The sequence below is a fragment of the Tamlana crocina genome (genome assembly GCF_012037625.1).
The window spans coordinates 226,087-252,628 of the sequence record NZ_JAAVJS010000001.1; the positions used below are offsets into that span (position 1 = coordinate 226,087).

25 protein-coding genes and 1 riboswitch are annotated in these 26,542 nt (G+C 39.1%); of the genes, 18 read left to right on the forward strand and 7 right to left on the reverse strand.

From position 1 onward, the window contains the following. Positions 1-56 precede the first annotated feature (56 nt). From HC176_RS01045 to HC176_RS01080, 8 genes are all read left to right on the forward strand, one after another. Positions 57-1,400 (forward strand): tetratricopeptide repeat protein, encoded by a 1,344-nt coding sequence (locus tag HC176_RS01045; protein ID WP_167916324.1) that lies wholly within the window; start codon positions 57-59, stop codon positions 1,398-1,400. A 17-nt stretch (positions 1,401-1,417) separates the two neighbouring features. Then, positions 1,418-2,185 carry a lipoprotein insertase outer membrane protein LolB1 gene (lolB1, locus tag HC176_RS01050; RefSeq protein WP_167916325.1) on the forward strand — a complete coding sequence of 256 codons (768 nt, stop codon included), beginning with the start codon at positions 1,418-1,420 and terminating at the stop codon, positions 2,183-2,185. Positions 2,186-2,247: 62 nt separating this feature from the next. Then, on the forward strand, positions 2,248-3,414 hold the full coding sequence (locus tag HC176_RS01055; protein ID WP_245234802.1) for a murein hydrolase activator EnvC family protein: 1,167 nt from the start codon (positions 2,248-2,250) through the stop codon (positions 3,412-3,414). A 457-nt stretch (positions 3,415-3,871) separates the two neighbouring features. Continuing rightward, a complete protein-coding gene (locus HC176_RS01060) occupies positions 3,872-4,129 on the forward strand; it encodes a hypothetical protein (protein ID WP_167916327.1) in 258 nt (85 codons plus the stop codon). A 143-nt stretch (positions 4,130-4,272) separates the two neighbouring features. Continuing rightward, positions 4,273-6,648, forward strand: coding sequence for a TonB-dependent receptor (locus tag HC176_RS01065; RefSeq protein WP_167916328.1), 2,376 nt, complete (start codon positions 4,273-4,275; stop codon positions 6,646-6,648). Positions 6,649-6,694: 46 nt separating this feature from the next. Continuing rightward, the gene (locus HC176_RS01070; RefSeq protein ID WP_245234803.1) at positions 6,695-7,474 is read left to right on the forward strand and encodes a DUF4625 domain-containing protein; all 780 of its coding nucleotides are present in this window, start codon (positions 6,695-6,697) and stop codon (positions 7,472-7,474) included. A gap of 75 nt (positions 7,475-7,549) precedes the next feature. Further along, positions 7,550-8,029, forward strand: a complete 480-nt coding sequence (locus HC176_RS01075; protein ID WP_167916330.1) for a DUF4625 domain-containing protein — start codon at positions 7,550-7,552, stop codon at positions 8,027-8,029. A 190-nt stretch (positions 8,030-8,219) separates the two neighbouring features. Continuing rightward, positions 8,220-9,122 (forward strand): NAD(P)/FAD-dependent oxidoreductase, encoded by a 903-nt coding sequence (locus HC176_RS01080; protein ID WP_167916331.1) that lies wholly within the window; start codon positions 8,220-8,222, stop codon positions 9,120-9,122. Positions 9,123-9,130: 8 nt separating this feature from the next. Here the strand turns inward: HC176_RS01080 and HC176_RS01085 are convergent, their stop codons facing one another. After that, positions 9,131-9,640 carry an acyl-CoA thioesterase gene (locus HC176_RS01085; protein WP_167916332.1) on the reverse strand — a complete coding sequence of 170 codons (510 nt, stop codon included), beginning with the start codon at positions 9,638-9,640 and terminating at the stop codon, positions 9,131-9,133. A 79-nt stretch (positions 9,641-9,719) separates the two neighbouring features. Beyond that, positions 9,720-9,826: riboswitch (TPP riboswitch) on the forward strand. Positions 9,827-9,884: 58 nt separating this feature from the next. Between HC176_RS01085 and pnuC the strand changes: the two genes are divergently transcribed. Both pnuC and HC176_RS01095 read left to right on the forward strand, forming a co-directional pair. Further along, positions 9,885-10,490, forward strand: a complete 606-nt coding sequence (gene pnuC / locus HC176_RS01090; RefSeq protein ID WP_167916333.1) for a nicotinamide riboside transporter PnuC — start codon at positions 9,885-9,887, stop codon at positions 10,488-10,490. Then, a complete protein-coding gene (locus HC176_RS01095) occupies positions 10,477-11,478 on the forward strand; it encodes an acyl-CoA dehydrogenase family protein (RefSeq protein ID WP_167916334.1) in 1,002 nt (333 codons plus the stop codon). Before pnuC ends, HC176_RS01095 begins: the two co-directional genes overlap by 14 nt. Positions 11,479-11,566: 88 nt before the next feature. On the opposite strand, the gene HC176_RS01100 is transcribed toward HC176_RS01095, so the two are convergent. Further along, entirely contained in the window at positions 11,567-12,502 is a 936-nt protein-coding gene (locus tag HC176_RS01100; RefSeq protein WP_167916335.1) for an HU domain-containing protein, read from the reverse strand. A 104-nt stretch (positions 12,503-12,606) separates the two neighbouring features. Here HC176_RS01100 and dprA point away from each other — a divergent pair, with 104 nt between their 5' ends. Then, a complete protein-coding gene (gene dprA, locus HC176_RS01105; protein ID WP_167916336.1) occupies positions 12,607-13,710 on the forward strand; it encodes a DNA-processing protein DprA in 1,104 nt (367 codons plus the stop codon). Positions 13,711-13,773: 63 nt separating this feature from the next. Beyond that, complete coding sequence (locus HC176_RS01110; protein WP_167916337.1) at positions 13,774-14,502, forward strand: hypothetical protein; 729 nt, start codon at positions 13,774-13,776, stop codon at positions 14,500-14,502. Here HC176_RS01110 and trpS read toward each other — a convergent pair. Next, the gene (gene trpS / locus HC176_RS01115; protein WP_167916338.1) at positions 14,499-15,467 is read right to left on the reverse strand and encodes a tryptophan--tRNA ligase; all 969 of its coding nucleotides are present in this window, start codon (positions 15,465-15,467) and stop codon (positions 14,499-14,501) included. The genes HC176_RS01110 and trpS overlap by 4 nt on opposite strands. A gap of 132 nt (positions 15,468-15,599) precedes the next feature. Here trpS and HC176_RS01120 point away from each other — a divergent pair, with 132 nt between their 5' ends. Next, complete coding sequence (locus HC176_RS01120) at positions 15,600-16,343, forward strand: lysophospholipid acyltransferase family protein (protein ID WP_167916339.1); 744 nt, start codon at positions 15,600-15,602, stop codon at positions 16,341-16,343. Positions 16,344-16,429: 86 nt separating this feature from the next. Here the strand turns inward: HC176_RS01120 and HC176_RS01125 are convergent, their stop codons facing one another. The 4 genes from HC176_RS01125 to recA form a co-directional block, all read right to left on the reverse strand. Beyond that, positions 16,430-17,917 carry a hypothetical protein gene (locus HC176_RS01125; protein ID WP_167916340.1) on the reverse strand — a complete coding sequence of 496 codons (1,488 nt, stop codon included), beginning with the start codon at positions 17,915-17,917 and terminating at the stop codon, positions 16,430-16,432. Positions 17,918-18,004: 87 nt separating this feature from the next. Next, on the reverse strand, positions 18,005-18,553 hold the full coding sequence (locus tag HC176_RS01130) for an RNA polymerase sigma factor (RefSeq protein WP_167916341.1): 549 nt from the start codon (positions 18,551-18,553) through the stop codon (positions 18,005-18,007). Between the two features lie 28 nt (positions 18,554-18,581). Then, on the reverse strand, positions 18,582-18,992 hold the full coding sequence (locus tag HC176_RS01135; RefSeq protein WP_167916342.1) for a hypothetical protein: 411 nt from the start codon (positions 18,990-18,992) through the stop codon (positions 18,582-18,584). Positions 18,993-19,236: 244 nt separating this feature from the next. Beyond that, complete coding sequence (gene recA, locus HC176_RS01140) at positions 19,237-20,241, reverse strand: recombinase RecA (RefSeq protein ID WP_167916343.1); 1,005 nt, start codon at positions 20,239-20,241, stop codon at positions 19,237-19,239. A 340-nt stretch (positions 20,242-20,581) separates the two neighbouring features. On the opposite strand from recA, the gene trhO reads away from it, so the two are divergent. The 5 genes from trhO (at position 20,582) to HC176_RS01165 (ending at position 26,528) form a co-directional block, all read left to right on the forward strand. Then, positions 20,582-21,655: an oxygen-dependent tRNA uridine(34) hydroxylase TrhO gene (trhO, locus tag HC176_RS01145; protein WP_167916344.1), complete on the forward strand. Its 1,074-nt coding sequence runs from the start codon at positions 20,582-20,584 to the stop codon at positions 21,653-21,655. Positions 21,656-21,884: 229 nt separating this feature from the next. Then, positions 21,885-23,141, forward strand: coding sequence for a PSP1 domain-containing protein (locus tag HC176_RS01150; protein WP_167916345.1), 1,257 nt, complete (start codon positions 21,885-21,887; stop codon positions 23,139-23,141). Continuing rightward, the gene (locus tag HC176_RS01155; protein ID WP_167916346.1) at positions 23,128-23,622 is read left to right on the forward strand and encodes a gliding motility lipoprotein GldH; all 495 of its coding nucleotides are present in this window, start codon (positions 23,128-23,130) and stop codon (positions 23,620-23,622) included. Before HC176_RS01150 ends, HC176_RS01155 begins: the two co-directional genes overlap by 14 nt. A gap of 79 nt (positions 23,623-23,701) precedes the next feature. Continuing rightward, a complete protein-coding gene (locus HC176_RS01160; RefSeq protein ID WP_167916347.1) occupies positions 23,702-26,050 on the forward strand; it encodes a penicillin-binding protein 1A in 2,349 nt (782 codons plus the stop codon). An 88-nt stretch (positions 26,051-26,138) separates the two neighbouring features. Then, positions 26,139-26,528 carry an iron chaperone gene (locus tag HC176_RS01165; RefSeq protein WP_167916348.1) on the forward strand — a complete coding sequence of 130 codons (390 nt, stop codon included), beginning with the start codon at positions 26,139-26,141 and terminating at the stop codon, positions 26,526-26,528. The last annotated feature ends 14 nt before the right edge of the window (positions 26,529-26,542 follow it).

Consider the following 26,542-nt stretch of genomic DNA (forward strand, 5'->3'; position numbering starts at 1 on the left):
TGGAACACTATTTGAAGTTTTGGTCATGTCGAACGCAGTGAGACATCACAACATAAATGAAAAAGAAAAACTACATATTCATTTTCCTTTTCGGAATGGTATTCATTCCGCAGGCAATTTATGCCCAAATAAATTTCAATAATACGCCCAATGACGATTTGGGCGATAACGAAGATAAGTTCCAAGAGCAGTTTTACGAAGGGCTAAAGCAAAAAGGGATTGAGAATTACGATAGGGCTGCTGAAGCTTTTTTTAAATGTATTGAAATTGATAAGTCGGTACCCGTGGTGCATTTTGAATTGGGAAAAAGCTATATCGCCCTAAAAAACTTCGGTGAAGCCGAAGATGCTTTAAAAGAAGCGGTAGACCTCGACCCCGATAACGAATGGTTTTTGGATGAGCTGTATGGTTATTATGTGTCGCAAAACGACCATAAACGAGCCATAAAAACGGTGAAGCAGCTGGTGAAATACCATCCGGATTATAAAGAGGATTTGGCAGCGCTTTATCTTCAAAATGAAGATTATGATGATGCCCTCGAGATTTTAGACGAATTGGATGCCGAATATGGAATTTCGGTAAGTCGCGATATCATGCGAAACCGCATTTACGAAGCTACCGGACGCAAAAAAGACCAAATAAAGAATTTGCAGGAACGTGTTGAAAGCAACCCCGAAAAAGAGTCGAACTATTTGGCTTTGATTTTCCGCTATAGCGAAAACAGCAACAAAGAAAAGGCTTTTGAAACAGCCAAGGAGTTGTTAAAAATCAACCCTAACTCTCAGTTGGTACATCTGGCACTTTATAAATTTTATTTGGATGACAACGAGGCTGAAAAAGCTATCGAATCGATGAAAATTGTGATGAAAAGTAGCGAAATAAAACCCGATGCCAAACTTAAAGTACTCACCGATTTTGTACAGTTTGTGGGCGACAACCCCCAGTACGAAACCGATTTGATGGAAGCCACCGCTATGGTTAGTGGTACTAATAACAGCAAAACCCTAACCGAGCTTGGGCAGTATTACTTGGCTAAAAACAATAAGGCCAAAGCCCTCGAAAATTTTGAGGCAGCCCTGCAATTGGGACCTAATAATTTTGGTGTGTTACGTAACGTCATGCTGTTGTACCTCGATTTAAAAAAGTACGATTTGGCACAGGCAAAAAGTAGCGAATCTATTGATAAGTTTCCGGCGCAGCCTTTGTTTTATCTAATCAACGGGGTCGCTAATAATGAGCTCAATCAACCTAAAAAGGCTATCGAATCGTTAGAAATGGGACTCGATTTTATTATCGACGACACTAAAATGGAAACCGATTTTTATAAACAGCTCAGCAAAGCACACACCTTATTGGGAAATACCACTAAAGCACAAACGTTTAACGATAAAGCAAAATAACTAGAACCCCAAAACTAATGCGCAAATACCCTTATATAGTTTTAAGCTTTTTGGCTTTGTTATTGTTTAATTGTAAATCGGCTAAAACCTTGGCCAGTGGAGAGGCTAATTACAAGTTATCCACCAAACAGCTTATCAAGGCTAACGGAAAACAAGCTGCCGATTTTAACACCTTGCAAGCTCGGTTAAAAATCACTTATTCTGAAGGCGAAAAATCACAAACCCATTCGGTGTCCTTTAGGGCGAAAAAAGATGAAGCCCTTTGGATAAACGCTTCCTTTTCGTTGCTTAGGGCCTTAGTAACTCCCGAAAAAGTGAGTTTTTACAATAAATTGGACAATACCTATTTTGATGGCGATTACCAATATTTAAGTGATTTATTGGGCACCCAACTTGATTTTGAAAAAGTACAGAATCTGTTGTTGGGCGAAACCATTTATAATTTGAATGAAGGGCAATACAAATCTACTGTTGATAATGATTCCTACGTGGTTCAACCCAAAAACCAAGTGACTCTGTTCGAGATTTTTTATTTGTTGAACCCGAAAAACTTCAAAGTGACTTCACAACAAATATCGCAACCCCAAGAGATGAGGCATCTCCAAATTGATTACTTGTCGTACCAAGAGGTAGAAAAACAAATATTTCCGGAGCGCATAAGGGTTATGGCGGTTGAGGCCAATGAAGAAATAGCGATAGATCTAGAGTTTAAAAGCGTTTCACTCAATGAAGATTTAAGGTTTCCGTTTAAAATACCTGCTGGTTTTAAAGCCATTGAACTTTAATGATAATACCGTTTTTTAAAAATAATATACTTTTTGTTTTCAGCGTATTATTGTGCTGCAACATGGCGTTTTCGCAAAATAGCAAACAAAAGCAATTGGAAACGAGGCGCCAGGAATTGCGTCGCGAAATCCAGAAAATTAATGAGTTGCGCAGCGAAAACCAATCGAAAGCCAAATCGGAATTATCGCTTATTGAAGATTTCAACTATAAAATCAATGTACTCTCCAACCTGATTAAGGTCACCAATCAGCAAGCCAATTTATTGACTCGGGAAATTAACTCAAACCAACAAAAAATAACCGATTTGCGGACAGAGCTAAAGCAGCTAAAGGAAGATTATGCCGCTATGATCGTGAAATCCTATAAAAGCAAAAACCAGCAAAGCAGGATTATGTTTTTACTGTCGTCGGACGATTTTAAGCAGGCCTATAAGCGTTTGCAGTATATGAAGCAATACACCGAGCACCAAAAAAAACAAGGTGAAACCATTAAGGAAAAAACGGCCGAACTTCAGGCCACTAACGAAAATTTATTAAAGCAGCAGGAAGAAAAAAAGAAGTTGATTGCCGAAAACCGAACGGTGCAAAAATCATTGGAAAAAGAACGGGCCGAGCACCAAGTGCTCATGGCAACCATTAAAAAGAATTTAAGTCGCTATACGGCACAAATTAAAGAAAAACAACGCGAAGCCGATAAGATTGACCGTGAGATAGACCGATTGATTAAAGCGGCCATTGCCAAATCGAACGAAAAGGCCGGGAAGCCTAAATCGTCCACCAGTTTTGCCTTAACGGCGGAAGAAAAGGTTTTGGCGTCTAATTTTGTTTCAAACCGAGGTAAACTGCCCTGGCCCGTTGAAAAAGGCTTTGTGCGATTGGGTTATGGCTCGCAACCGCACCCCATCAACAAATCACTGACCATTAAAAGTAACGGTGTGCGTATTGCTACCGAAAAAGGGGCCAAAGCCCGAGCCGTGTTTGATGGCGAAGTGAGCGAAATACTGATTATGAAAAACGTAAACCCCATCGTGATGATCCGCCACGGAAACTATTTAACGATTTATAAAAACCTATCGGAAGTTTACGTTAAAAAGGGAGATAAAGTATCCACCAAACAGGAAATTGGTAAGGTGTTTACCAACTCCAGCAATGGCGAAACCATCTTGAGTTTTACCATTTCCAAAGGGTTTGTTACCGAAAACCCTAGCAGCTGGATTTATAAGATGTAAGCTGTTCCTGCTTAGCAAAAAAAACGCGTGGATTATTTTTTTAGAAAATAACTTCTCGATAAACATTTTTACCAGGTTTATTTTTTTGCGTAACGATTTAGAGCCTGTTTAGGAATTTATGATTAAATATTTTATAGATTATTTTTGGTGCGGTATGAGGCAAAATTTTTAAGCATAGCATCGCTACGGTTCAAAATTTTAACGAAATAACGTACAAAAAGAAACATAAAAGAATAATTGATAAATTCCTAAACAGGCTCTTAAAACAGGATTTGTGAATTGGTTGTTTTAACAAACTCTTTAATGCTATTGTAGCGCAATAACATAAGTTTGTAGTATATTTGCAAAAAAATAAACATTCATCAAAATCAGGTTCAAGATTAGTTTTGTTTAGACTTTGAAAAGCAGTCGTTTTAAATATAGTATAGTTGGCTTCTTCCTGTTGCTTTCGTTATTTATGAAAGTAGCTGGCTTGCATGTGCTATCGCATTCAGAAGACCAAGACCATGCTGCTGACCATTGTACGGTTTGTGACCATGCCATAACACACAACTTAACGCCTGCTCTTGCTCTTGATGAACCATCTTTTTCTGTAGAAAACACAACCGATTTTGTTAGAAAAGGAGAACTAATCGAGTACCATTTTGCTTTGGGCAGTTCCACCTCTGTACATCAACTTTTTTCTAGGCCACCTCCGGCTTTGTGGTGTTTTTAAAAAGTGCATAATCCATAAGTTTTTTAAGCTTATTGCAGTTGATATAGGCAAACCTTTTGCCAATAAAGTTTTTTATCCATTTTGGGTTTTGCACTTCCTGTCGATTCTTCGGTTGAACAGAACATAAAATTTTAATTTTTAATATGTTTCAAAAAACGCTCTGCGTATGGCTGTTTTTCAGTCTTTTCGCCATGGCATTTGCACAGAACACTTCTACTATTGAAGGTTTTGTGCTTAGCGCCATCACACATGCACCTATTGAAGGGGCCTCTATTAAAGGCAACGGACTCTTTGCGGTTTCATCTGCATCGGGCAGGTTCGTATTGAAAAATGTAAAAAACAACTATTGTGTTGTTACCATTTCCAGTTTAGGTTTCGAAACCAAAACTGTCCATTTAAAAAAGTATTCAGAATCAGAAGCGGATGTCATTAAGATATTCTTGGACGAAAAGGCTACCGCACTAGATGAAATCAGTCTGACAGGAAAATCTAACCAAAGAAAAGCCCAAGAACTTCCCATTATTTCTGAACGTATTTCAAATGAATATTTGGAAAGCAACAGAGAAAACAGTTTGATGCAAACACTCGAAAAAATACCCGGCATTAGTACCATAAATATTGGTTCAGGCCAATCAAAACCTGTTATTAGAGGGCTTGGGTTTAATCGGATTATGGTGGTTCAAAACGGGATAAAACATGAAGCGCAGCAATGGGGAAACGACCACGGACTGGAAATAGACCAGTATAACGTCAATGCTATCAATATTGTTAAAGGTCCCGCATCTTTAATGTATGGTTCTGATGCCATTGCGGGGGTGGTCGATATTTTGCCGTCTGAGACGCCGCAAAAAAATAGTTTTAACGGTGAAGTTAATTTGTTAGGGGAAAGCAATAACGATTTGTTTGGTATCTCTACAGGGATACAGGCTAGAAAGAACAAATGGTTTTACAAAACGCGGCTTACCTACAGGGATTATGGCGACTATAAAGTGCCAACCGACAGGATAAACTACGAGAACTACATTTTTGAATTACAAGACAATAATTTAAGAAATACTGCCGGAAGAGAGGCAAGTGCCAGCTTTAATGTAGGATATACCACGAAAAATATAACTTCGGAAACGGCATTTAGTAATGTCAATTCTAAGAATGGTTTTTTTGCCAATGCCCATGGTTTGGAAGTGCGTAATTCAAACATCGATTATGATAGCTCTAGCCGCGATATTGATTTGCCTTTTCATGAAACCAACCATTTTAAAATTACCAACAATACCAAGATAAAACTTAACGAGCACACGCTTCTCATTGACTTGGGCTTTCAAAACAATAACAGGTCTGAAAACTCCGAGCCTGTGCCACATGGTTATATGCCCAAGCCCGAAAGCAGCAAAGAAAGGATATTTGTAAAAAACACCTATAGCCTAAATATAAAAGATGATTTTAAACTCAACCAAAACCAACACCTTGTTACGGGAATAAATGTAGAGCACCAAAATAACAACATTGGTGGTTGGGGTTTTTTAATACCCAATTACAAGCGTTTTACAGTAGGAGGGTTTGGTTATTTACAATGGGAAATAAACCCTAATCTGCATTTGCTTACGGGTGCCCGTTACGATTTTGGCATAGTGAAGACCGAAGAACACTTTGATTGGTTTCGTTCTACCGTAAATAATGCCGATGGCACCACATCCCAAGTTTATTTGCAACGTGCACTGAATAAAACATTGGATTTTGGAAGCTTTAGCGGTTCGGTAGGGTTAAGCTATATTCAAGATAAAACCAATTATAAAATAAATATTGGGAAAAGCTTTAGGATGCCTTTGGCAAACGAGTTGGCTTCAGATGGTGTAAATTACCACATGTACAGATTCGAGCGGGGTAACCTAAACCTCAAACCCGAATCGTCGTACCAAATAGATGCCGAAATAAACCATAATGCCAATGCGTTCAGCATTAATGTGAGTCCGTTTGTCAATTACTTCAGCAATTACATTTACTTAAACCCTACGCCGAATTACTACGAGAGTTTACAGATTTACGAGTACACGCAAGCCGAGGTTTTTAGATTTGGTGGAGAGCTTAAAGCGAGCACCACTTTCTTTGAAAAACTAAACCTCGAAGCTTCTGCCGAATATGTTTATTCCAGACAAACCAGCGGAGCTAAAGAAGGGTTTACACTGCCTTTTTCTCCGCCACTGTCGGGTATATTGTCGGCCAGTTACCAATTTAACGACGTGTTGTTTTTGGACCATCCGCAATTTATGGCCGATTTTAAAGTGGCGGCACGGCAAAATGAAATTGTACCCCCTGAAGAGCAAACCAACGGGTATCAAATATTAAATCTTTCGTTTTTGGCCAATGCCCATCTTTTTAATAGGAATAATACCGTAAAAATGCGGCTGAAGGTCAACAACGTTTTCAATACCAAATATTTTAACCATACCAGTTTTTACCGCTTAATAGATGTGCCAGAAGCTGGACGCAACATTTCCATATCCTTAACCATTCCTTTTTAAATATTAATAATAAACACTTAAATCAAAAATCAAAATGAAAGCAACAATGATTAAATCAAGTTTTAAATTTTTAGCAATGGCCGCTTTTGTGGGCCTAAGTTTCCAATCTTGTAGTAATGACGACGACAGTGTGTCGTTAAACGCCCCAGTAATTTCAAATTTTGAATTCGGTGAGGGCAGCACGCATTCTACCGATCCAGTAGCTTACAAAGGCAGCGACATCCATTTAGAGGCCGAAATAAATGCCGAAGCTACCGTTAAAAGCATTTCACTTTCCATCCATTCGCACGATTTAACACCCGGTGAAGGAGAAGTAGAGTGGGATTACGAAATGGTTTATACAGACAGTAAATATTTGGTTATAAACCCTGAGTTTCATGAGCATGTAGATGTACCCAGTAACATTCCTGCCGGAGAATACCATGTAGAGTTGGTGGTTACAGACGAACTAGGAAACAGCACCGAAATAGATGGGCACATTGACATTATGGATCCTATTGCCATAAGCGACGTTTCTATTGATGAAACCGTGGCAAGAGGTTCCGATTTTCATGCCGAATTTATGATCAATGCCGTACACGGTATCCATAACATTGCTATAGATGTCCATGCCCACGGTTTAACCCCTGGTGACGGAGAAGTAGAGTGGGACTTCGAAGAAATTTTTGATGGTGACAAATACCACGGAAAAACAGAAGTAGAGTTCCATGAGCACATTGATGTTCCTGCAACGGCTCCTGCCGGCGAATACCATATTGAATTTACCGTTGAAGACGAAGAGGGCAATACCACTTCTTATGACGCCCATATTGATGTAACAGAGTAATTACAAAACCAAAATAGATTGTTTGGGAAGTTTACTACGACTTTCCAAACAATCTTATTTTTAAAATAAGATGCTATGAAACGATTTAAAATTTATATAAACCTAATGTTTTTGGCTGTGCTATTTACAGCTTGCTCAAGCAGTGATTCAGATGAAAAGGATTTGGAAAAACCAACCATAACCGTGAATTACGATGACGGTTTTCCGCAAGGTTGCCAAGAACTACAGAGAGGTCAAACCTACACCTTTAAAGCCATGGTAACCGATAACTTGTCTCTGGCTTCCTACAGTTTGGATTTACACCACAATTTTGATCACCATACCCACGATGATCAAGTGACATTATGTGACTTGTTGCCCATTAAAACCGCAGTAAACCCATTAATTTATATGGAAAGCTTTAGTATTGATGGCGACTTGCAATCTTATGAAATAGCTGTGCAAGTTGCAATTCCAAATGATGTTGACACAGGCGATTACCACTGTGCCTTTTCTGTTACCGATGTAACCGGTTGGCAAAGTAGAACATCAATCGATGTAAAAATTGTGGACTAACAATTAATTATACTCTAAGAGGCATTTTAATAATTAGTATGACTCAAATACTAACATTTTGTAGTAATTGGTGACTATGTAAATTAATACTTACAACAGAGGTGCTTTTAAATATATCGAGTTTGAAATTAATGGCTTTTAATAGTGAGTCTTGTTGGGTAATCTGATAATGATTAAATAATTGTAAAATATGAAATCAATGTTCGATGTTGTAATTATTGGTGGAAGCTATTCGGGGCTCTCTGCCGCTTTAGCCTTGGGGCGTTCATTGCGAAACGTTTTGATTATAGACGGTAATTCTCCCTGTAACAAACAAACGCCGCATTCACATAATTTTTTAACCCATGATGGCGCAACTCCCAAAAGCATTTCAGACATAGGAAAATCCCAGGTTTTAGCATATGAAAGCGTTGACTTTGTTGAAGACTTCGTTACCAAAGCCATAAAAACCGACAATACATTTAAAATCCGAACCGCTTCAAAAAAGACTTTCTTTTCCAAAAAAATAATCATAGCGACGGGTATTAAGGATATCATGCCATCGATTAAAGGATTTTCAGAGTGTTGGGGCAAATCCGTGGTGCATTGCCCGTATTGCCATGGGTATGAAATTAAGGGTAAGAAAACAGGGCTTATCGCTAATGCCGATATTGCACTTCACCTCGCACCATTGATTAGTAACCTGACCTCTAAATTGGATATTTTAACAATGGGTAAGCCTAAATTTGAATCTGATGCTATTTTAAAATTCAAAAACAATAATATATCCATTATAGAAAAACCAATAGTAGAGATAGAGCACCAGCAGGGCGTTGTTACAAACGTTGTTTTTGATGATCAAACCAAAATGGATTATGAAGCCCTTTATGCACCGCTACCGTTTGAACAACACAGTAGTGTTCCGGAGCAATTGGGTTGTAAACTGAACGAGCTGGGGTACATCGAGGTCGACATGTTCAATAAAACCACTGTCGATGGTGTTTTTGCCTGTGGGGATAACTCATCGAGGATGCGTTCTGTGGCCAATGCCGTAGCTTCTGGAAACTTGGCTGGAGCTGTAGTAAATATGGAATTGTCACAAGAACTGTTTTAAAAAACGTCCTATTCAAATAGCGCTTTCAACTCACTAGCCTCATTAGGCTTCATTTTTCCCGCCAATAATAAACTCAATTGTTTTCTTCGCAAAGCAGCGGCAAAGCGTTCTTTTTCCAAATCGGTTTCTGGTACCAATTCGGGCACGGCAATGGGTCTTCCGGTTTCATCAACCGCAACGAAGGTATAAATGCCCTCGTTGGCTTTGGTTTTTTTGCCCGATTCACGGTCTTCAATCCAAACATCAATAAATACTTCAATAGAGGTTTTAAAAGCACGGGATACTTTGGCCTCAACCGTTACCACACTTCCCAAAGGCACTGCGCGGCTAAATGCCACATGGTTTACCGAAGCCGTAACCACAATACGGCGGCTATGGCGTCGGGCAGCAATACTGGCAGCGCGGTCCATACGGGCTAAAAGTTCACCACCAAACAAATTGTTCAATGGGTTGGTTTCGCCGGGCAAAACCATATCGGTTAAAATAGTAAGCGATTCTTTAGGTGTTTTGGCTTGCATGAAGTCGAATTTAATGATGCTGCAAAGATAAAGGTTTTAATGTTTTAGCAGAATCATTTAGATAGGTTTACCTAACTTTGCAACCAAAATGGGGTGCTCTAATTTAGGGCTGAGATGATACCCAAGAGCATATGTTCTATACCTGATTTGGATAATGCCAACGTAGGGATTTTTCAAAAAAAATACATCGGTTGTATTTACGCCAAAGTGTCATCGGCCTGTTTTTAAAATCTATGGAAATTCAATGATGACCGATTTATTCTCCCAGCTAACTTTATTACAGTGGATAGGCACATCCTTTGGTGTGGTACAGGTGCTTTTGGCCAGAAAAAACAATATCAATAACTACCTGTTTGGTATTGTTTCCATTTTAATTAGTCTTTGGGTGCTTTACAAATCGAAATTATATGCCGATATTTTGCTCAACCTTTACTACTTGGTGATGAGTATTTACGGTTGGTTTTATTGGAAATTGGGCAAGCAGAATACCGAAGCGCCCATTTCATATTCCAGCACGAAAGAACATGGTATTGCATTGGGTGTTGTAGTAGGCTGTTTTTCACTGATGGCCTATTGGTTAAGCCAGCATACCGACTCTGATGTGCCCATTTGGGATGCCATTGTTGTGGCTTTCGCTTGGGCTGGCATGTGGCTCATGGCCAAACGGAAAATTGAAAACTGGGTGTATTTAAACATTAGTAACTTTATATCGGTGCCCCTACTTATTTATAAAGAATTATACGTTTATGCGGGATTGACCACATTTTTGTTCATTGTGGCCGTGTCCGGATATTTTAAGTGGAAACATATTCTCGATAATAAAACACAGGAAGAACATGCAAGGGCTTAGTGAATTGTGTCTTGGTAAAGAGGTGTTTTCTGAAGAAACCTTGAATTGGATTGCTGAAAACAAACTTTGGAATATCTGGTTACCCAAAACGCATGGTGGATTGGAGTGTGCTTTAGCTGAAGGTTTGCAGAAACTCCGTAAACTAGCTGAAACCGATGGCAGTTTGGGGTGGACGGTAACCTTGTGCAGCGGCGCTAATTTTTTCTTCGGAAATTTAAAAAAAGAGGTTACCGATGCCATTTTTTTGAATTCTGAAAAACCCGTATGTTTTGGTGGCAGTGGCGGTGTTTTTGGTACGGCTGAAAAACAGGGCGAAGGCTATATCATTTCAGGAACTTGGAAATATGCTACGGGCGCTCCGCATTTATCGCATTTTACCCTGAATGCCAAAATTCTTGAAAATGGAAGAGTTCTGAAAAATGAAGAAGGAATGGATGTGGTGCGCTCTTTTGTGTTGGATAAAGACAATGTTAAAATCATACCAGATTGGAACGCCATGGGGCTTAAAGCTACGGCTACCCATTCGTTTAAGATAAAAGAAAAATGGGTGCATAGTAATTATAGTTTTTTGTACAACGAAGTGTATCATGATGCGCCTATTTTTAAAATTGACTTTTCGGTATTTGCCGATTTAACCCTTTGGGTAAATTATATTGGAATGGCCGATGGTTTCTGTAATGAAGCCAAAACTGTCCAGTCGCATACAGCACTATTGAAGGATTTGGAAAATACCATCGCTGCAGCGGATAGTGCATTAAATAAGTTTGTGTTTCAAATTGAAGAAACTATTAATTCTGGAGGTGCCTTTTCAGAAAAGTGGGTGGCCAAAATACATAATGAAGCTTCAAATTCGGTAAAAGCACTTTCAAAAGCCATTATAGATCTCTACCCCATGTTAGGCATTCGGGCGTGTAATGAGAACGAAAATATAAATCGTATTTTTAAGGATTACTTTACCGCAACTCAGCACCGAAATTTTACGAGATAGACTTTTTTTAATGTGGGTTTATTTAAAACAAAAAAGCAGAAAACGACATGCGCTTCCTGCTTTTAAAATTATATGAACATCAACAAATTTAATCCAGTTTTTTAACTAAAATCCAAGCGTCTTTGTTGTGCGATTTTCTAATATCTCTAACAGCAGTTAAGGCTTCTTTACCTGTTTCGTAGCTTCCGTAAACCACTTGGTGCAGTCCGTATTTGTTCACGCCAATTTTTCGGGCGTTATAGCCTAATTTTTTAAGTTGTTTTACCCTTTTGTCGCAATTTTCCTCAACCCTAAAAGCACCGGCCACAATGTGGTAGTTTCCGGTTTGCTTGGTAACGTTTAGTGTTGCGGCAGGCAACGGATTTAAACTAAAGGTAGCTTGCTGTATTTTAGTGTCCAACTGCTTTGTGGCTTCCTCTTGGGCCATTTGGTTATGCTGCTCAATTTTATTCACATAAAAGTTCGAAGCAGCCATACCACCAAGCGTTAATGCAATTAAAGCCACGGCGGCGTACTTTAAATACGGCTTGGCTTTGCGTTTTTCTGGGGTAACACCAATAGGAATTACTTTTTCGATGTCTTCAACTACTTCTTTGTGTTCTTCACGAGCAATAGAAGGCACTTCAAATTGCGATAGCCCAAACGAATCGGTAAGGTAGTTCAACTCGTATGTTGGCTCGAAAAGAATTTTTCCTTCCTGATTAAAAACCAAATCGCCAATATTTTTGAATGTCAGGGTTTCGCCTTGCGTTAAGTAAGATTTTAAAAGCCTTACACGTTTTTCAATTTTTTTATTGGCGGTTTCAAAAGGTATTTTTTCAACCTCGGCAATATAATTGGCCAAAAGCCCGTCGTTTTTCTGGATTTGCTCATTAAAAGAAAGCACTTTTTTAGGAGCATAAAACGTATGGGAGTCTTCGTCAATCGTTGCCGATACTCTTTGTGTTAAAAATGCGCCAAACTCTGGAATGGTAACGCATTCATATCTATATAGTAAGTCGCTAATGTAGGTTTCTAGTTGCATGTAAACAAAGTTAAAAAATTATGTTTTTGCTTAAAATTTAAGTGGAAGTATTTATTAACAGACTAAAAATTCTTTTATTTTAGACTAAAAATCAATCAGATAGAATGACCGAAAACGACCTGCTTTACACTTTGGCCCTGCAACATGTACCCAATATTGGCGACATTACCGCAAAACGACTGATTGCACATTGTGGCTCTGCCGAAGCCGTTTTAAAGGAAAAGAAGCAAAATTTGCTAAAAATAGATGGCATTGGAAGCGTAACGGTGAGCGATTTGTTTAAAACCCATCATTTAAAGGAAGCCGAGCTGGAATTAGAATTTATAAAATCTAACCGTATTAAAGTATTATATTTTCAGGAAAGTGATTATCCCGAAAGACTGAAACATTGCATCGACGGACCAATTTTACTGTTTCAGGCGGGGAATATCGACGTGCAAAATCAGCGTATCATTAGCATTGTTGGTACTCGGAAAATTACCACTAGTGGTATCGCTTTTTGCGAAAGTTTAATAGAACAGTTGGTGCCTTATAATCCTATAATAGTTTCTGGGTTTGCTTACGGAACCGATATTACCGCCCACAAAGCTGCGATGAAAAATAATTTGCAGACCATTGGGTGTTTGGCTCATGGCTTGAATCAAATCTATCCTAAAGTGCACAAAAAATACATGGTTGAGGTGGAGAAGAACGGTGGCTTTTTTACCGATTTTTGGAGCACCGATAAGTTTGACCGTAACAATTTTTTAAAGCGCAATCGGGTTATCGCTGGGTTAAGTGAGGCGACTATTGTTATTGAATCGGCCGAAAAAGGCGGAAGTTTGGTCACTGCCGATATAGCCAATAGTTACAACCGCGAAGTGTTTGCCGTTCCCGGAAGAACAACCGACAGCCAAAGCACCGGCTGTAACAATTTAATAAAGCAGCAAAAGGCGCATATGCTAACGGTGCCTGCTGATATTCCATATATTTTAAATTGGGAATTGGAAGGCAAAGAAAAACCAGGCGTGCAAAAGCAGTTGTTTGTAGAGTTAGACGACACCGAAAAAACCATTTACAATTTCCTAAAGGAAAACGAAAAGGAACAATTGGATATGATTGCCATCAATTGCCAAATCCCCATTTTTAAAGTCGCCAGCGTACTGCTCAATATGGAACTGAAAGGCGTGGTGCGCCCGTTACCCGGAAAAATGTTCGAGGTGGTTTAAAATTCCTGCGGAAGCAGGAATCTCATAATTTTATTGTACTTTTCTTCTTTCAAAACAGACTTTATGAATGCTTTTATTTCTATCATGTTAATTATCATTCTTGTATTGATAATATCAGATGTGTTTTTTCTTTGGAAAATATTTAAAAACATAGGGAAGAGAAAAAAAGGACTCCCAGATGAAAGGTACTTCGAGTTAAAGTATAATATTAATCTTTTAAAGGCTGTTTCTGCAATATTAATATTTCTCGTTGGGTTTTTAGGTTTCAATAGCTACAATAATATTACTGAGAATATTGATAAAGACTTTTCAGAAAAACTTGAAAAACAAAATGCACGGATTGATATATTAACAACAAAACTTCGTAATTATGAAAGTCTTGTGGATTCCTTAGAGGTAAAAGAAGGTGAATCAGTTAAAAATCTTGGCGAAATAAACCAACAGTTTGTGGAGATTAATAACAAGATAAAACAGATACAAGAAGATTTAAAATATACAACAAAGGTTTACGTTGTAAGAGATTTGAAATTTTACCCTAGTTTAAGGGTGGGTAGTCGTAAAGAGTCTCAAACCTATTGGTTTAAAGAAATGAGTACTATATATGGGGAAAGATTACCTAAATTTAAATCAAAACCCTTAATAACTTTAGAAGGAAAGTCTATTAATCTAGATATCGCTGTATTAACAAAAGATTATATCAAGATTGGCTCAGGTCTGGAACACGGATATGATGAAGATGAACCAGACCCAGAATTTTACTATTTCGATATGTGGATTGCAGAACCCAACTAATACCCAACCTTCTCCCGAACACGTTTCAACACATCATTAGCTACCAACTTTGCTTTTTCAGCACCAATGGCTAAAGCGTCATCCACTTCGTTGAGGTTGTTCATGTAGTGGTTATAGCGTTCGCGTTCTGTGGCAAATTTTTCAACAATCAATTCAAATAAAGCTTGCTTGGCATGACCGTAACCATAGTTGCCATTTTCGTAGTTGGCTTTCATGGTTGAAATTTGGTCGTCGTTGGCCAATAGACTATAAATGGCGAAACAGTTACAAGTTTTCCAATCTTTAGGTTCTTCAAGAGGTGTGCTATCAGTTTGGATGCCCATAATTTGTTTTCTCAACTTTTTGTCGGCCAAGAAAATATTGATGGTATTGTTACGGCTTTTGCTCATTTTTTCGCCGTCTATGCCGGGAACCAATTTGGTGTTTTCCTGTATTTTGGCTTCTGGAAGCACAAAAGTTTCGCCCATTTTAGAGTGGAAACGCGAAGCTACATCGCGCGTCATTTCCAAATGCTGTAACTGGTCCTTTCCAACAGGAACAAATTCGGCATCGTAAGCCAAAATATCGGCAGCCATAAGCATGGGGTAGGTGAACAGGCCTGAATTAACATCTTCCAATCGATCGGCCTTGTCCTTAAAACTATGCGCCAAGGTTAGACGTTGGTACGGAAAAAAACAGCTTAAATACCACGACAGCTCAGTAACTTGCGGAATATCGCTTTGCCTGTAAAACACGGTTTTTTCAAAATCCAAACCAAAAGCCAGCCAAGTAGCAGCCACAGCATAAGTGTTAAGGCGCAGTGTTTCTGCATCTTTAATTTGCGTTAGGGTGTGCATATTGGCAATAAAAAAAAACGACTCGTTATTTTGGTCGTTAGCCATTTTTATTGCGGGCATAATCGCGCCTAAAATATTGCCTAAATGTGGTATTCCTGTACTTTGTATTCCTGTAAGTATCCTTGCCATATCCTCATCTTTCGACTCCGCTCAAGATAAACTCCAGTGGGAATCTTATTAATGTTAATCTCAATTTTGATGTTTGGCAAAGGTAATTTTTTTAATAGAATTGCTCAATACAATTGTGTATTTTTGGGTTCGATGAAAGTTTTCAAATACATTTTCTGGACACTTTACCGCATTTGGTTTTACATTTTAGTGGCATTGCCCATTATTGCATTGTTTCCAGTGCTTTTAATTTCCATTTTGAAGGAATCGTGGTATCCATTCTTTTTTAGGTTGGCTAGATTTTGGGCCAGATTTATATTAACAGGAATGGGCTTCGTTTATAAAATTGAGCGTAACCAAACGCCCGAAAAAGGTAAAAGCTACATGTTTATAGCCAACCACACCTCAATGGCCGATATTATGTTGATGCTGGTTTCGGTTAAAAACCCCTTTGTGTTTGTTGGCAAGAAGGAATTGGCTAAAATTCCCCTGTTTGGTTTCTTTTATAAACGCACTTGTATTATGGTAGACCGCTCTTCGCCAAAAAGCAGACAGGCCGTTTTTTTGCGTGCCCAACGCCGACTCAAATCGGGGCTGAGTATCTGTATTTTTCCCGAAGGTGGTGTGCCGGAAAAGCATATCTTGTTAGATGAATTTAAAGATGGTGCTTTTAGGCTGGCCATTAACCACCAAATACCTGTTGTGCCCATAACGTTTGCCGATAATAAAAAACGATTTTCGTACACTTTTTTTAGTGGTAGCCCCGGCAGGATGCGCGTAAAAATCCATAAATTTTTATCTACGGAAGGGCTTACCATTGAAAACACCAAGGCGCTAAACGAAAAAGCTCGAGGAATTATCCACCGGCAACTACAGGAGTTTAATAAGAATGTATAAAAAAAAACTGCTCTGGGGACGAGCAGTTTTTTTGAAGGCTTAGCAATCATCTGTTAAAATGATACCTACCCACATCTAACCAAAAATTAAAATTTTATAGCAAACCCAGTGTAAACACCAATAAAGAATGGTGTAAAATTACCAGAGGTGTTATTGAAGGTGTTGAATTGATATTTAAACATGGGCTCTAAATTCAAGTCGAATGTTTTCGAAATCTGATAATTTAAGCCGAGCCCTAAGTTGGCGCTATAGCTCACTTTATTAATGTTTCTAGCCTCGCCCAAAAAAACCATCGGTCCGTTTTCAGCGCGCGAATACACTTCGTTGTTATCTAGAAAGAACGAGCTAAAACCGCCAATAACGTTGACTCCAAATTTTTTGTCCGATAACGTGTATTGCACCTCCAAAGGCACTTCAATATAGCCAAAGGCCTGATTTATAGTGGTGTTTGAAGTAAGTAATGTTTGCGGTAAATCTTTAGCATTTAAAGCTTTCGAGCTCACAACCGAATAACCGGCTGAAGCTCCGCCAGAGTTCACGTTTTGTAAGGCATTGCTATTAGAGCTCAGGCCAACCGATTGGTATACAACAATATCGTTAGTATTGTATCCCAGATTCACTTTATTGACCCCAGAGCGTATTTTTAATTTTTTGTTTACGGCATAACTGGCCGAAATACCGTAACTCATATTTACTTCGCCGGTTTTGGAATTGTTGTTAAATTGCGGGTCGATAGACGAGCCTTCACCAAGGGTGTTAAAGTAAACCGGAGCGGCATTGGGCGCAATACTCCAACGGTTTTGTTGGTTGGAGATTTCGTTTTCCAAAAGGTCTTTGTTTTTATCGATGGCTTCTTCAATGGAAAGTGCATCATTTTGTTCCTTGTTTTCGGTTTTAGCTACTGCAGTGTTGTTTTTTTCAGAAGCAGTATTAACGCTGTTTTGGGCGTTTTCTTTATTCGAAAGCGTAGAACCATTATTGTTTGAAGACGCTAAAGTTGGATTGCTATCATTATTTCCGTAGGGTGTAGTGTTTGCCTTTTTATCTTCGGAAAGCTTAACGGTCGTATTATCCTTATTGGTTTGTATAGTGGCTATGTGCTTGCCTGAAACCTGATTTGAAGCAATGTTTGTTTGATTGTTTTTATTATTTTTTGGGGTAGAGGTTTTTGCAACTGCATTGGTGTTTGAAGCAGAAACACTTACTGACGAAGCCTCATTACCACTAACCAACGTTTCGTTTTCAGGTGTTGTGCTTGTTTTGTTTTGGTTCGAGATGCTCTCACTGTTTTCAATTGTAGGAAGCACTTTCTTGATATCGTCATCAACCACATTTTCGGTGCCGTTTAACGGATTAGGGTTTGTGTCTTCAAAAAGTAAGTTGCCTACAGTTAAAAATAGCAGTAATAGCGCCGCCGCACCAGCATAGCGCCACCAAATTGGGATAATGCGTCGCTTTTTCTTTTTTCCATTCAGTTGCGCCTCAATGTTCTGCCAAACGGCATCGCTGGGCTGGGCTTCAAAATCTTTAAAGCTTTCCTGAAAAACGCGATCTATGTGCTTTTTTTCACTCATTATATTAATTATAAACGAGATGTTGTTTCACTCGATAATCGAGGTTGGTTATTATGTTGGGCTTTCGCCATATAATGATCTTAACTTTTAATAATGCCCCGTAACTTTGCTTTGGGGGTGTTTACTGTTTTCAATGTTTTGTTTTAAAATCTGCCGGGCACGTGCCAAATTCGATTTGGATGTGCCCACAGATATGTCTAGCATTTTTGCAATCTCTTTATGCGAATAGCCGTCCAGTACATAAAGGTTAAAAACCAATCGGTAGCGGTCTGGCAATTCTTGGATAATCCGCAATAAATAGTCCATTGAAACGCTGTCTTCATCAACTTCAACCTCAACCGCCTCAATGCTTTCCTCATTAATAATATCGAAAACCTTCTCGTTACGGTAGCGTTGCAAAACGGTATTTACCGTAATTCGTTTTATCCAGCCTTCAAAAGAACCTTTGTTTTTATACTGTTCAATTTTTTCGAAAATGGTTAAAAATGCGTCCTGCAGATTGTCTTCCGCCTCGGCATAATTCCTAGAATACTTCAAACATACAGCGAACAACTTATTGGAATACAATTTGTAAAGTTCGCTCTGTGCTTGAGTACTTTGGGTTTTACAATTTTCTATGAGTCGATCTAAACTCAAATTAAACATGTATTAATTAAAAGATTTTTTACTCAACAACCGGTACCTCGATGGTTAAATACTGAGATTCGTCGTTTTCGTCTTTGCCTTGCCAAAATTTAAAGACATAGGAACCATTGCTGGTTACTATAAAATTAAAGGTGGCCTCGGTGAGCACATCTTCAAGTGTTTCGCAGTCGCTGTTTTCAAACACATAGTTTATGGGAGCTACCGTACGTTGGTTATTTTCCTTTTGGTAGTAAAACTCCTTAAAACCATGGCAGGTAGAAGGCCTGAAATATGAAACGGTGATGGGGTAGGTTTCTCCCATTACAAATTCATCAGGAATATCTACGCTTTCAACTGGTAACACCTCAAAACTGTAGCTAGTGCCATCGTCATTAATGCTACAGGAAACGAACAGCACGAGTGCTAAACAAAGTAAAGCAAATTTTTTCATAGCAAATAAATTTAGGGTTAAATACATGTTTGCACTATGTAGACGCCCAAATGAGTAAAAGGTTGCGTAAAAAATCTACTTTTTTGTTGTAAATGTTTTAAGTTTAACGGTTTGTGTGTCTGGGGGTGGGGCTCCGATAGATTAAATCAGAATGATTTTTGTAGAAAGGTAAGGGTTGGTTTGCCACGAATTCACTAATAATGCATTAAAGGAAAATTACTCGTGAATTCGTGGCTTGTAGAAATTATTCTTTTCCAGAAACGGCTTTTCTAACCTTTTCTTCGAGCTCGTCCATAAGCTCCGGATTGTCTTTTATAAGCGATTTTACGGCATCGCGCCCTTGGCCAAGTTTGGTTTCGTCGTAACTGAACCACGAACCGCTTTTCTTTACGATTTCGTAATCTACGGCCAAATCTAAAATTTCACCCACTTTACTCACACCTTCACCGTACATAATATCGAATTCGGCGGTTTTAAATGGTGGGGCTACTTTATTTTTAACCACTTTAACGCGGGTTTTGTTTCCGGCCACATCACCATTGGTTTCCTTAATTTGTGTAGAACGACGGATATCCAATCGAACAGACGCATAGAATTTTAAGGCATTACCACCCGTTGTTGTTTCAGGGTTACCGAACATTACACCAATTTTTTCACGCAATTGGTTGATGAAGATAACGGTACAATGTGTTTTGCTAATAGACGCGGTAAGCTTTCTTAGGGCTTGCGACATTAAACGTGCATGAAGCCCCATTTTAGAGTCGCCCATTTCGCCTTCAATCTCACTTTTTGGTGTTAATGCGGCAACCGAATCGACCACTACAATATCAATAGCACCCGAACGGATTAAGTTATCGGCGATTTCTAAAGCTTGTTCACCATTATCGGGTTGCGATATGATGAGGTTTTCAATATCAACGCCCAATTTTTCAGCATAAAAACGGTCGAAAGCATGCTCGGCATCAATAAATGCAGCAATACCTCCGGCTTTTTGGGCTTCGGCAATGGCGTGCAAGGTTAAGGTGGTTTTACCCGAAGATTCCGGACCGTAAATTTCAATAACACGTCCGCGAGGGTAACCACCAACGCCCAAGGCAATGTCCAGACCTAACGACCCCGACGGAATGGCATCAACATCCTGCACGGCGGCATCGCTCATTTTCATTACGGTGCCTTTTCCGTAGGCTTTGTCTAATTTATCTAAAGTAAGTTTTAGTGCTTTTAGTTTAGCGTCTTTTTCACTGCTCATTTCAATATTTTTTTCTTAAATTCCGAAGGCTAAAGTACTACATCTTTTAGCATATCGCAATAATAGTTTTCAACATAAAAAATCAAAAAGCGAATTTTATTACGCAACCTTTCAAGATATTACGCATCTTTAGGGAAAGAGGAAAAATTTTGCTATCAAATTTACCAAACGAGTTTTGAAAGTAGACTAGCTCAAACTCAATAAAAAAGCACCCAAACAATGGCTTTGAGTGCTTTTTTTGTGCCCTTAAATGGAAACTTCTCTTTAAAATTGTACTTTTGCGCTTTAAAATAATTACAACCTGCACTTGTGCAGCTTTAACCTTAAAAATTAGTATAGCATGCAACTGTACAATAAGTTAAGCGCAAAGGAAAGAGCCGAGTTAATCGAAAAGGCCGGAAAGGACCGATTAACATTGTCTTTCTATCAGTACGCCAAAATTGAAAATCCTCAAGAATTTAGAGACCAATTATTTATTGTCTGGGACAAACTAGATGTTCTGGGCCGTATTTATGTAGCCACCGAAGGTATTAATGGCCAATTGTCGTTACCTGCCGATAGGTTCAACGAGTTTAAAGCCCATTTGGATACCATTGACTTTTTAAAGGACATTCGTTTAAACATAGCCATAGAGCAAGATAACATGTCGTTTTTAAAACTAAAAGTGAAGGTGCGCCATAAAATTGTGGCCGACGGACTTGACGACAATACTTTTGATGTAACCAACAAAGGCGTTCACGTAGGTGCTGAAAAATTCAACGAGTTAATAGAAGACGAAAAAACCGTTTTGGTAGATATGCGAAACCACTACGAAAGTGAGATTGGCCATTTTAAAAATGCCATAACGCCCGATGTAGATACCTTTCGCGAATCGTTGGATATAATTGAAGACGACTTAAAAGAGCACAAAGAAGATAAAAACTTGGTCATGTACTGTACCGGGGGCATCCGTTGCGAAAAGGCCAGTGCTTATTTTAAACATAAAGGTTTTAAGAATGTGTTTCAGTTGGAAGGGGGCATTATTGAATACGCCCGCCAAGTAAACGAAAAACAGCTCGAAAATAAATTCTTAGGTAAAAACTTTGTGTTCGATGAGCGCCGTGCCGAAAAGATTAGCGACGATGTTATTGCCCAGTGCCACCAGTGCGGCGAGCCGTTCGATGTGCATACCAATTGCGCCAACGAAGCTTGCCATTTGCTTTTCATTCAGTGCGATAAGTGTAAGGAAGAAATGAACAATTGCTGTTCTACAAATTGCAAGGAGATTCATGCTCTGCCATACGAAGAGCAAAAAGCCTTAAGAAAGGGCCAAGGTAACAGCAACGATATTTTCAAAAAAGGACGTGCCGATCATTTGCCTTACAAAAAAGACTTGCGCAATATTTTCGAGGTTTTAAAGAAGAAAGAGCAGTAAATCTTCGGCTTAAATACGCAAAGGAAAATTCTTTCGTTCTAGTCTATAGAATAATCTTATATTTACATCGAGAAGGTTCTTTTTTTTAATGAGTTAAAAGAGAGCTTTTTAAACTGTAAACAATGCCCAAAAGCGAACTATTAATTGCTTTTGGAGTATTTCAAAATAAATATAAACCATCATTCGCAATAGCTATTTAGTTGTTGACGAATTCAATATATAAAAACATATGGCTTGTGCTAGTTGCTCAACTAAGGACGGCTCTCCTAAGGGCTGTAAAAATAATGGTACTTGTGGTACAGATAGTTGCAATAAGTTAACCGTTTTCGATTGGTTGGCAAACATGTCGTTGCCCAGCGGCGAAAAACCATTTAACTGGGTAGAGGTGCGTTTTAAAAACGGCCGAAAAGAATATTACCACAACAAAGAAAACCTCACTCTAAGCATTGGCGATATTGTAGCCACACAAGCTAAGGCAGGTCACGATATAGGTATGGTTACCCTTACGGGCGAACTAGTTCGCGTACAAATGAAGCGCAAAAACATATCTGATAACGTCGAGGAAGCATTTAAAATATACAGAAAGGCCAGCCAAAAGGATATCGATATATGGCAACAGGCCAGAGACCGGGAAGAACCTATGAAGGTGAAAGCCCGACAGTTTGCTATCGATTTGCGGTTGCAAATGAAGATTTCCGATATCGAATTTCAAGGCGATGCCAGCAAAGCCACCTTTTATTACACGGCAGAAGAGCGTGTAGATTTTAGGGAACTCATTAAGGTTTTTGCGCGCGAATTCCGTACCCGTATCGAAATGAAACAAGTGGGGTTCCGCCAAGAAGCAGCCCGATTGGGCGGTATTGGTTCTTGTGGTCGCGAATTGTGCTGTTCTACATGGCTAACCGATTTCCGTTCGGTAAGTACTTCGGCGGCACGTTATCAGCAATTATCGCTCAATCCGCAAAAATTGGCAGGACAATGTGGTAAGTTAAAATGCTGTTTGAACTACGAGCTCGATACCTATCTGGATGCGCTTAAAGATTTCCCAAAAACCGATACCAAATTATATACCGAAAAAGGAACCGCTGTTTGCCAAAAAACCGATATTTTTAAAGGGCACATGTGGTATGCCTACGAGGGCGAATGGATGAATTGGCACAAAATAACTGCCGAACAAGCCAATGAAATTATTGAGCTCAATAAACAAAAAAAGAAAATTGCCAGTTTAGAAGAGTATGCTTCCGATGTTGTGGAAGAAGATACTAAAAACGATTTTGGAAACGTTGTAGGTCAAGATAGTTTAACGCGCTTCGATAATCCAAAACGCAATAAAAAACGTAGAAATAAAAGAAAGGGAAGCCCAAAAAATAAAGGCGGACAAAGAAAAGGCAATAGTGGCCAAGGGCAGGGGCAAAAAAGAAGTCAAAATAAACGAAGGAAAAACAATAAAAGAAAACCTCAAAACAGTAAAAATGCTGAAAAATAGCGTCTTAGTATTTCTAGTTTTACTAGTTTCTTTGTTTGTTTCTTGCGACTCCAATCGTGTTTTCGATACCTATAAATCGGTGCCCAATAAGTGGCATAAAGATTCGGTGGTGAGTTTTAAAATCAATCCGCCAGATTCCATCCAACCGTACAATCTGTTTGTTAATTTACGCAATACCAATGCGTATAAATACAGCAATCTATTTTTAATAGTAGAAATGATATTTCCGCATGGTAAAACCATAAAAGATACCCTTGAGTACCGAATGGCCGAGCCAAGTGGAAAGCTTTTGGGAACCGGTTATACCGATGTAAAAGAAAACAAGCTGTGGTACAAAGAAGGCGTGGTGTTTAATGAAGCGGGCGAATATACCGTAAATATTCAACATGCTATGCGTGAGCGAGGAAAGGTAAATGGGGTAAAGGAATTGGAGGGCATTACCGATGTAGGGTTTAGGATTGAAAACCCCGTAAACGAATAACTTTTTGTGAGTACGCTTGTTTGGCACTGCCGAAAATAACGCAAGTAAAAAGAGAAGTATTTTTTATATTCCAAAATAAATGGCAAAAGCAAAAAAAGAAACGAAGCAAACCCAAGACTTTTCAAAATACATCCGTTGGTTTTGGATGCTTTTTGTGGGGGGTATTTTGGCTGTGGCCTTAATATTTTTATTGGCCTCTTGGGGGGCGTTTGGCGAAATGCCAGATCACACCCAGTTGGAAAACCCCAGGACCAACTTGGCTACCGAAATTATTTCTTCAGATGGGCAAACGCTCGGCAAGTTTTATTATAACGATAACCGTACACCTGTAAGTTACGACGAGTTGCCACAACATTTGGTTGAGGCCTTAATTGCTACCGAAGATGCCCGATATCACAGCCATTCAGGAATTGATGCTCGAGGTACATTAAGAGCCATTATTAAGTTGGGTAGTGGCGGAGGAGCCAGTACCATTTCGCAGCAGTTGGCTAAGCAGCTATTTCATGGTGAAGGTTCAAAAAATATTGTGGAGCGTATTCTCCAAAAAGTAAAGGAGTGGATTATTGCTACACGTTTAGAGCGCCAATACACCAAAGAGGAAATCATTGCCCAATACTTCAATATTTATGATTTTTTAAATAACGCCGATGGTATTCGAAGTGCCTCTAGAATCTATTTCGGAAAGGAACCCAAAGAATTAAACCTAAAAGAATCGGCGATGTTGGTTGGGATGTTTAAAAATTCTGCACTTTACAACCCAAGACGAAATCCTGTGGGTGTTAAAAACAGACGCAATGTGGTGCTCGACCAAATGGCAAAGTACGATTACATCACCGAAGCTGTTCGTGATTCTCTTAGGCAAACCGATATCGACTTAAAATATACCCCAGAATCGCACCGCGAAGGTATCGCTACTTATTTTAGGGGGTATTTGGATGGTTTTATGAAAGAATGGATTGCCAATAACCCCAAACCAGATGGCACAAAATGGAATTTGTATAACGACGGATTGAAAATTTACACCACCATCGATTCTCGTATGCAAAAGTACGCCGAAGATGCCGTGCAGCAACACATGCCCCGTTTGCAGGCTGAATTTTTCCATCAAAATACACCTGATAGAAACCCAACTGCCCCGTTTTTGGAATTGGATCAAAGTGAAATTAGGGATTTGATGGACCGTTCCATGAGGCAATCAGAACGTTGGAGGCACATGAAATACGACTTAAAAAAGTCTAACGAAGAAATTATAGAGTCGTTTCAAAAACCCACGCAAATGACGGTGTTTCAATGGAAGGATGGTCAGCCTTCAGAAATCGATACCATCATGAAGCCTATCGACTCCATGCGGTATTACAAATCATTTTTACGCACAGGAATGATGTCTATGAACCCACAAACGGGACACGTAAAAGCTTGGGTGGGCGGTATTAATTATAGGCATTTTCAATACGACATGGTGAAGCAAGGTAGGCGTCAAATTGGTTCTACGTTTAAGCCTTTTGTGTATGCTTCAGCGATAGATCAATTGCATTATTCACCTTGCGATGAGTTTCCAGATGTGCCATTTTGTATCGAAGCCCATAAATATGGTAACCCAGAAGAATGGTGTCCCAAAAACTCTGGTGGAGCAAATGATTACGGCGGAACACGTACTTTAAAAAGCGCACTGGCAAACTCAGTCAATACTATTACAGCCCAATTGATGGATAAAGTAGGACCGCACACCGTGGCCGATTTGGTAAAAAAACTTGGGGTGGAGTCTGATGTACCTGCTGTGCCATCAATCGCTTTAGGAACACCAGATATTAGCGTTTATGAAATGGTAGGAGCTTATGCGGCTTTTGCTAATCAAGGGGTGTATACCAAACCTGTAATGGTGACCAATATCGAAGATAAAAATGGTACTATCCTTTATCAGTTCAAACCTGAAACTCGAGATGTGTTGAGTGAAGAAACAGCCTATGTTACGGTAAAGCTTTTGGAAGGGGTAACTCAAGGTGGGTCTGGAACCCGATTAAGACACAATTGGGCCAGAAACCGAACCGATTATAAAGAAGTTATTACCGGATATCCATATGAATTTACCAATCCTATTGCTGGAAAAACAGGAACTACCCAAAACCAAAGTGACGGGTGGTTTATGGGCATGGTACCTAATTTAGTAACCGGTGTTTGGGTAGGTGCGGAAGACCGCGCAGCACATTTTGCAAGCATTACTTACGGACAAGGAGCTGCAATGGCTTTGCCCATCTGGGGCTTGTATATGAAAAGCTGCTATGCCGATGAAGAGTTGAATATTTCTAAAGATGAATTTCCCGAACCGGAAGAACTCACAATCAATGTAAATTGCTCGGTAGTTACCGAGGAAGATAATGATGCACCAGACACCGTGGAAGAAACTCCCGATGATTTAGATTTTGGGTAGAAAAGGTTTCGTGGATGTTTCAAATTTATTGATGAAATAGAGAAACAGAAAATCTGTTTATATTTTATAAACATTTATGTCCAAAAAGATGGGAAAAAAGGGACCAATGCCAAATTTTGAAACCATTGACGATTACATTGCTAATCAACCGAAAGCGGCTCAAAATGTTTTGAATGAATTAAGACAGATTATAAAAGAGGCCGCTCCAGATGCAGTTGAGGTTTTAAATTATAAGGTGCCAACTTTTACCTTAGTGCCCGGCGGAAAGCGCGACCAGCAAATTATGATGGCTGGTTATGCGAAGTTTGTTGGGTTTTACCCATTTCCAACAACCATGGCAGCGTTTTCTAGTGAATTAAAAGCCTATAAACAGGGTAAAGGTTCTGTACAGTTTCCTTTGGATAAACCGCTACCAAAAGAACTTATTATTAGAATGGTTAAGTTTAGGCGAGAAGAGATTTTAAAATCTTGGAAATAACCTTTTAGGTTATC

Excerpts from the sequence above, each read along its gene's own strand:
- HC176_RS01045 (WP_167916324.1), top strand. The coding sequence starts at position 57 with ATGAAAAAGAAAAACTACATATTCATTTTCCTTTTCGGAATGGTATTC.
- lolB1 (WP_167916325.1), top strand. The coding sequence starts at position 1,418 with ATGCGCAAATACCCTTATATAGTTTTAAGCTTTTTGGCTTTGTTATTG.
- HC176_RS01055 (WP_245234802.1), top strand. The coding sequence starts at position 2,248 with ATGGCGTTTTCGCAAAATAGCAAACAAAAGCAATTGGAAACGAGGCGC.
- HC176_RS01060 (WP_167916327.1), top strand. The coding sequence starts at position 3,872 with ATGAAAGTAGCTGGCTTGCATGTGCTATCGCATTCAGAAGACCAAGAC.
- HC176_RS01065 (WP_167916328.1), top strand. The coding sequence starts at position 4,273 with ATGTTTCAAAAAACGCTCTGCGTATGGCTGTTTTTCAGTCTTTTCGCC.
- HC176_RS01070 (WP_245234803.1), top strand. The coding sequence starts at position 6,695 with ATGATTAAATCAAGTTTTAAATTTTTAGCAATGGCCGCTTTTGTGGGC.
- HC176_RS01075 (WP_167916330.1), top strand. The coding sequence starts at position 7,550 with ATGAAACGATTTAAAATTTATATAAACCTAATGTTTTTGGCTGTGCTA.
- HC176_RS01080 (WP_167916331.1), top strand. The coding sequence starts at position 8,220 with ATGAAATCAATGTTCGATGTTGTAATTATTGGTGGAAGCTATTCGGGG.
- HC176_RS01085 (WP_167916332.1), bottom strand. The coding sequence starts at position 9,640 with ATGCAAGCCAAAACACCTAAAGAATCGCTTACTATTTTAACCGATATG.
- pnuC (WP_167916333.1), top strand. The coding sequence starts at position 9,885 with ATGATGACCGATTTATTCTCCCAGCTAACTTTATTACAGTGGATAGGC.
- HC176_RS01095 (WP_167916334.1), top strand. The coding sequence starts at position 10,477 with ATGCAAGGGCTTAGTGAATTGTGTCTTGGTAAAGAGGTGTTTTCTGAA.
- HC176_RS01100 (WP_167916335.1), bottom strand. The coding sequence starts at position 12,502 with ATGCAACTAGAAACCTACATTAGCGACTTACTATATAGATATGAATGC.
- dprA (WP_167916336.1), top strand. The coding sequence starts at position 12,607 with ATGACCGAAAACGACCTGCTTTACACTTTGGCCCTGCAACATGTACCC.
- HC176_RS01110 (WP_167916337.1), top strand. The coding sequence starts at position 13,774 with ATGAATGCTTTTATTTCTATCATGTTAATTATCATTCTTGTATTGATA.
- trpS (WP_167916338.1), bottom strand. The coding sequence starts at position 15,467 with ATGGCAAGGATACTTACAGGAATACAAAGTACAGGAATACCACATTTA.
- HC176_RS01120 (WP_167916339.1), top strand. The coding sequence starts at position 15,600 with ATGAAAGTTTTCAAATACATTTTCTGGACACTTTACCGCATTTGGTTT.
- HC176_RS01125 (WP_167916340.1), bottom strand. The coding sequence starts at position 17,917 with ATGAGTGAAAAAAAGCACATAGATCGCGTTTTTCAGGAAAGCTTTAAA.
- HC176_RS01135 (WP_167916342.1), bottom strand. The coding sequence starts at position 18,992 with ATGAAAAAATTTGCTTTACTTTGTTTAGCACTCGTGCTGTTCGTTTCC.
- recA (WP_167916343.1), bottom strand. The coding sequence starts at position 20,241 with ATGAGCAGTGAAAAAGACGCTAAACTAAAAGCACTAAAACTTACTTTA.
- trhO (WP_167916344.1), top strand. The coding sequence starts at position 20,582 with ATGCAACTGTACAATAAGTTAAGCGCAAAGGAAAGAGCCGAGTTAATC.
- HC176_RS01150 (WP_167916345.1), top strand. The coding sequence starts at position 21,885 with ATGGCTTGTGCTAGTTGCTCAACTAAGGACGGCTCTCCTAAGGGCTGT.
- HC176_RS01155 (WP_167916346.1), top strand. The coding sequence starts at position 23,128 with ATGCTGAAAAATAGCGTCTTAGTATTTCTAGTTTTACTAGTTTCTTTG.
- HC176_RS01160 (WP_167916347.1), top strand. The coding sequence starts at position 23,702 with ATGGCAAAAGCAAAAAAAGAAACGAAGCAAACCCAAGACTTTTCAAAA.
- HC176_RS01165 (WP_167916348.1), top strand. The coding sequence starts at position 26,139 with ATGGGAAAAAAGGGACCAATGCCAAATTTTGAAACCATTGACGATTAC.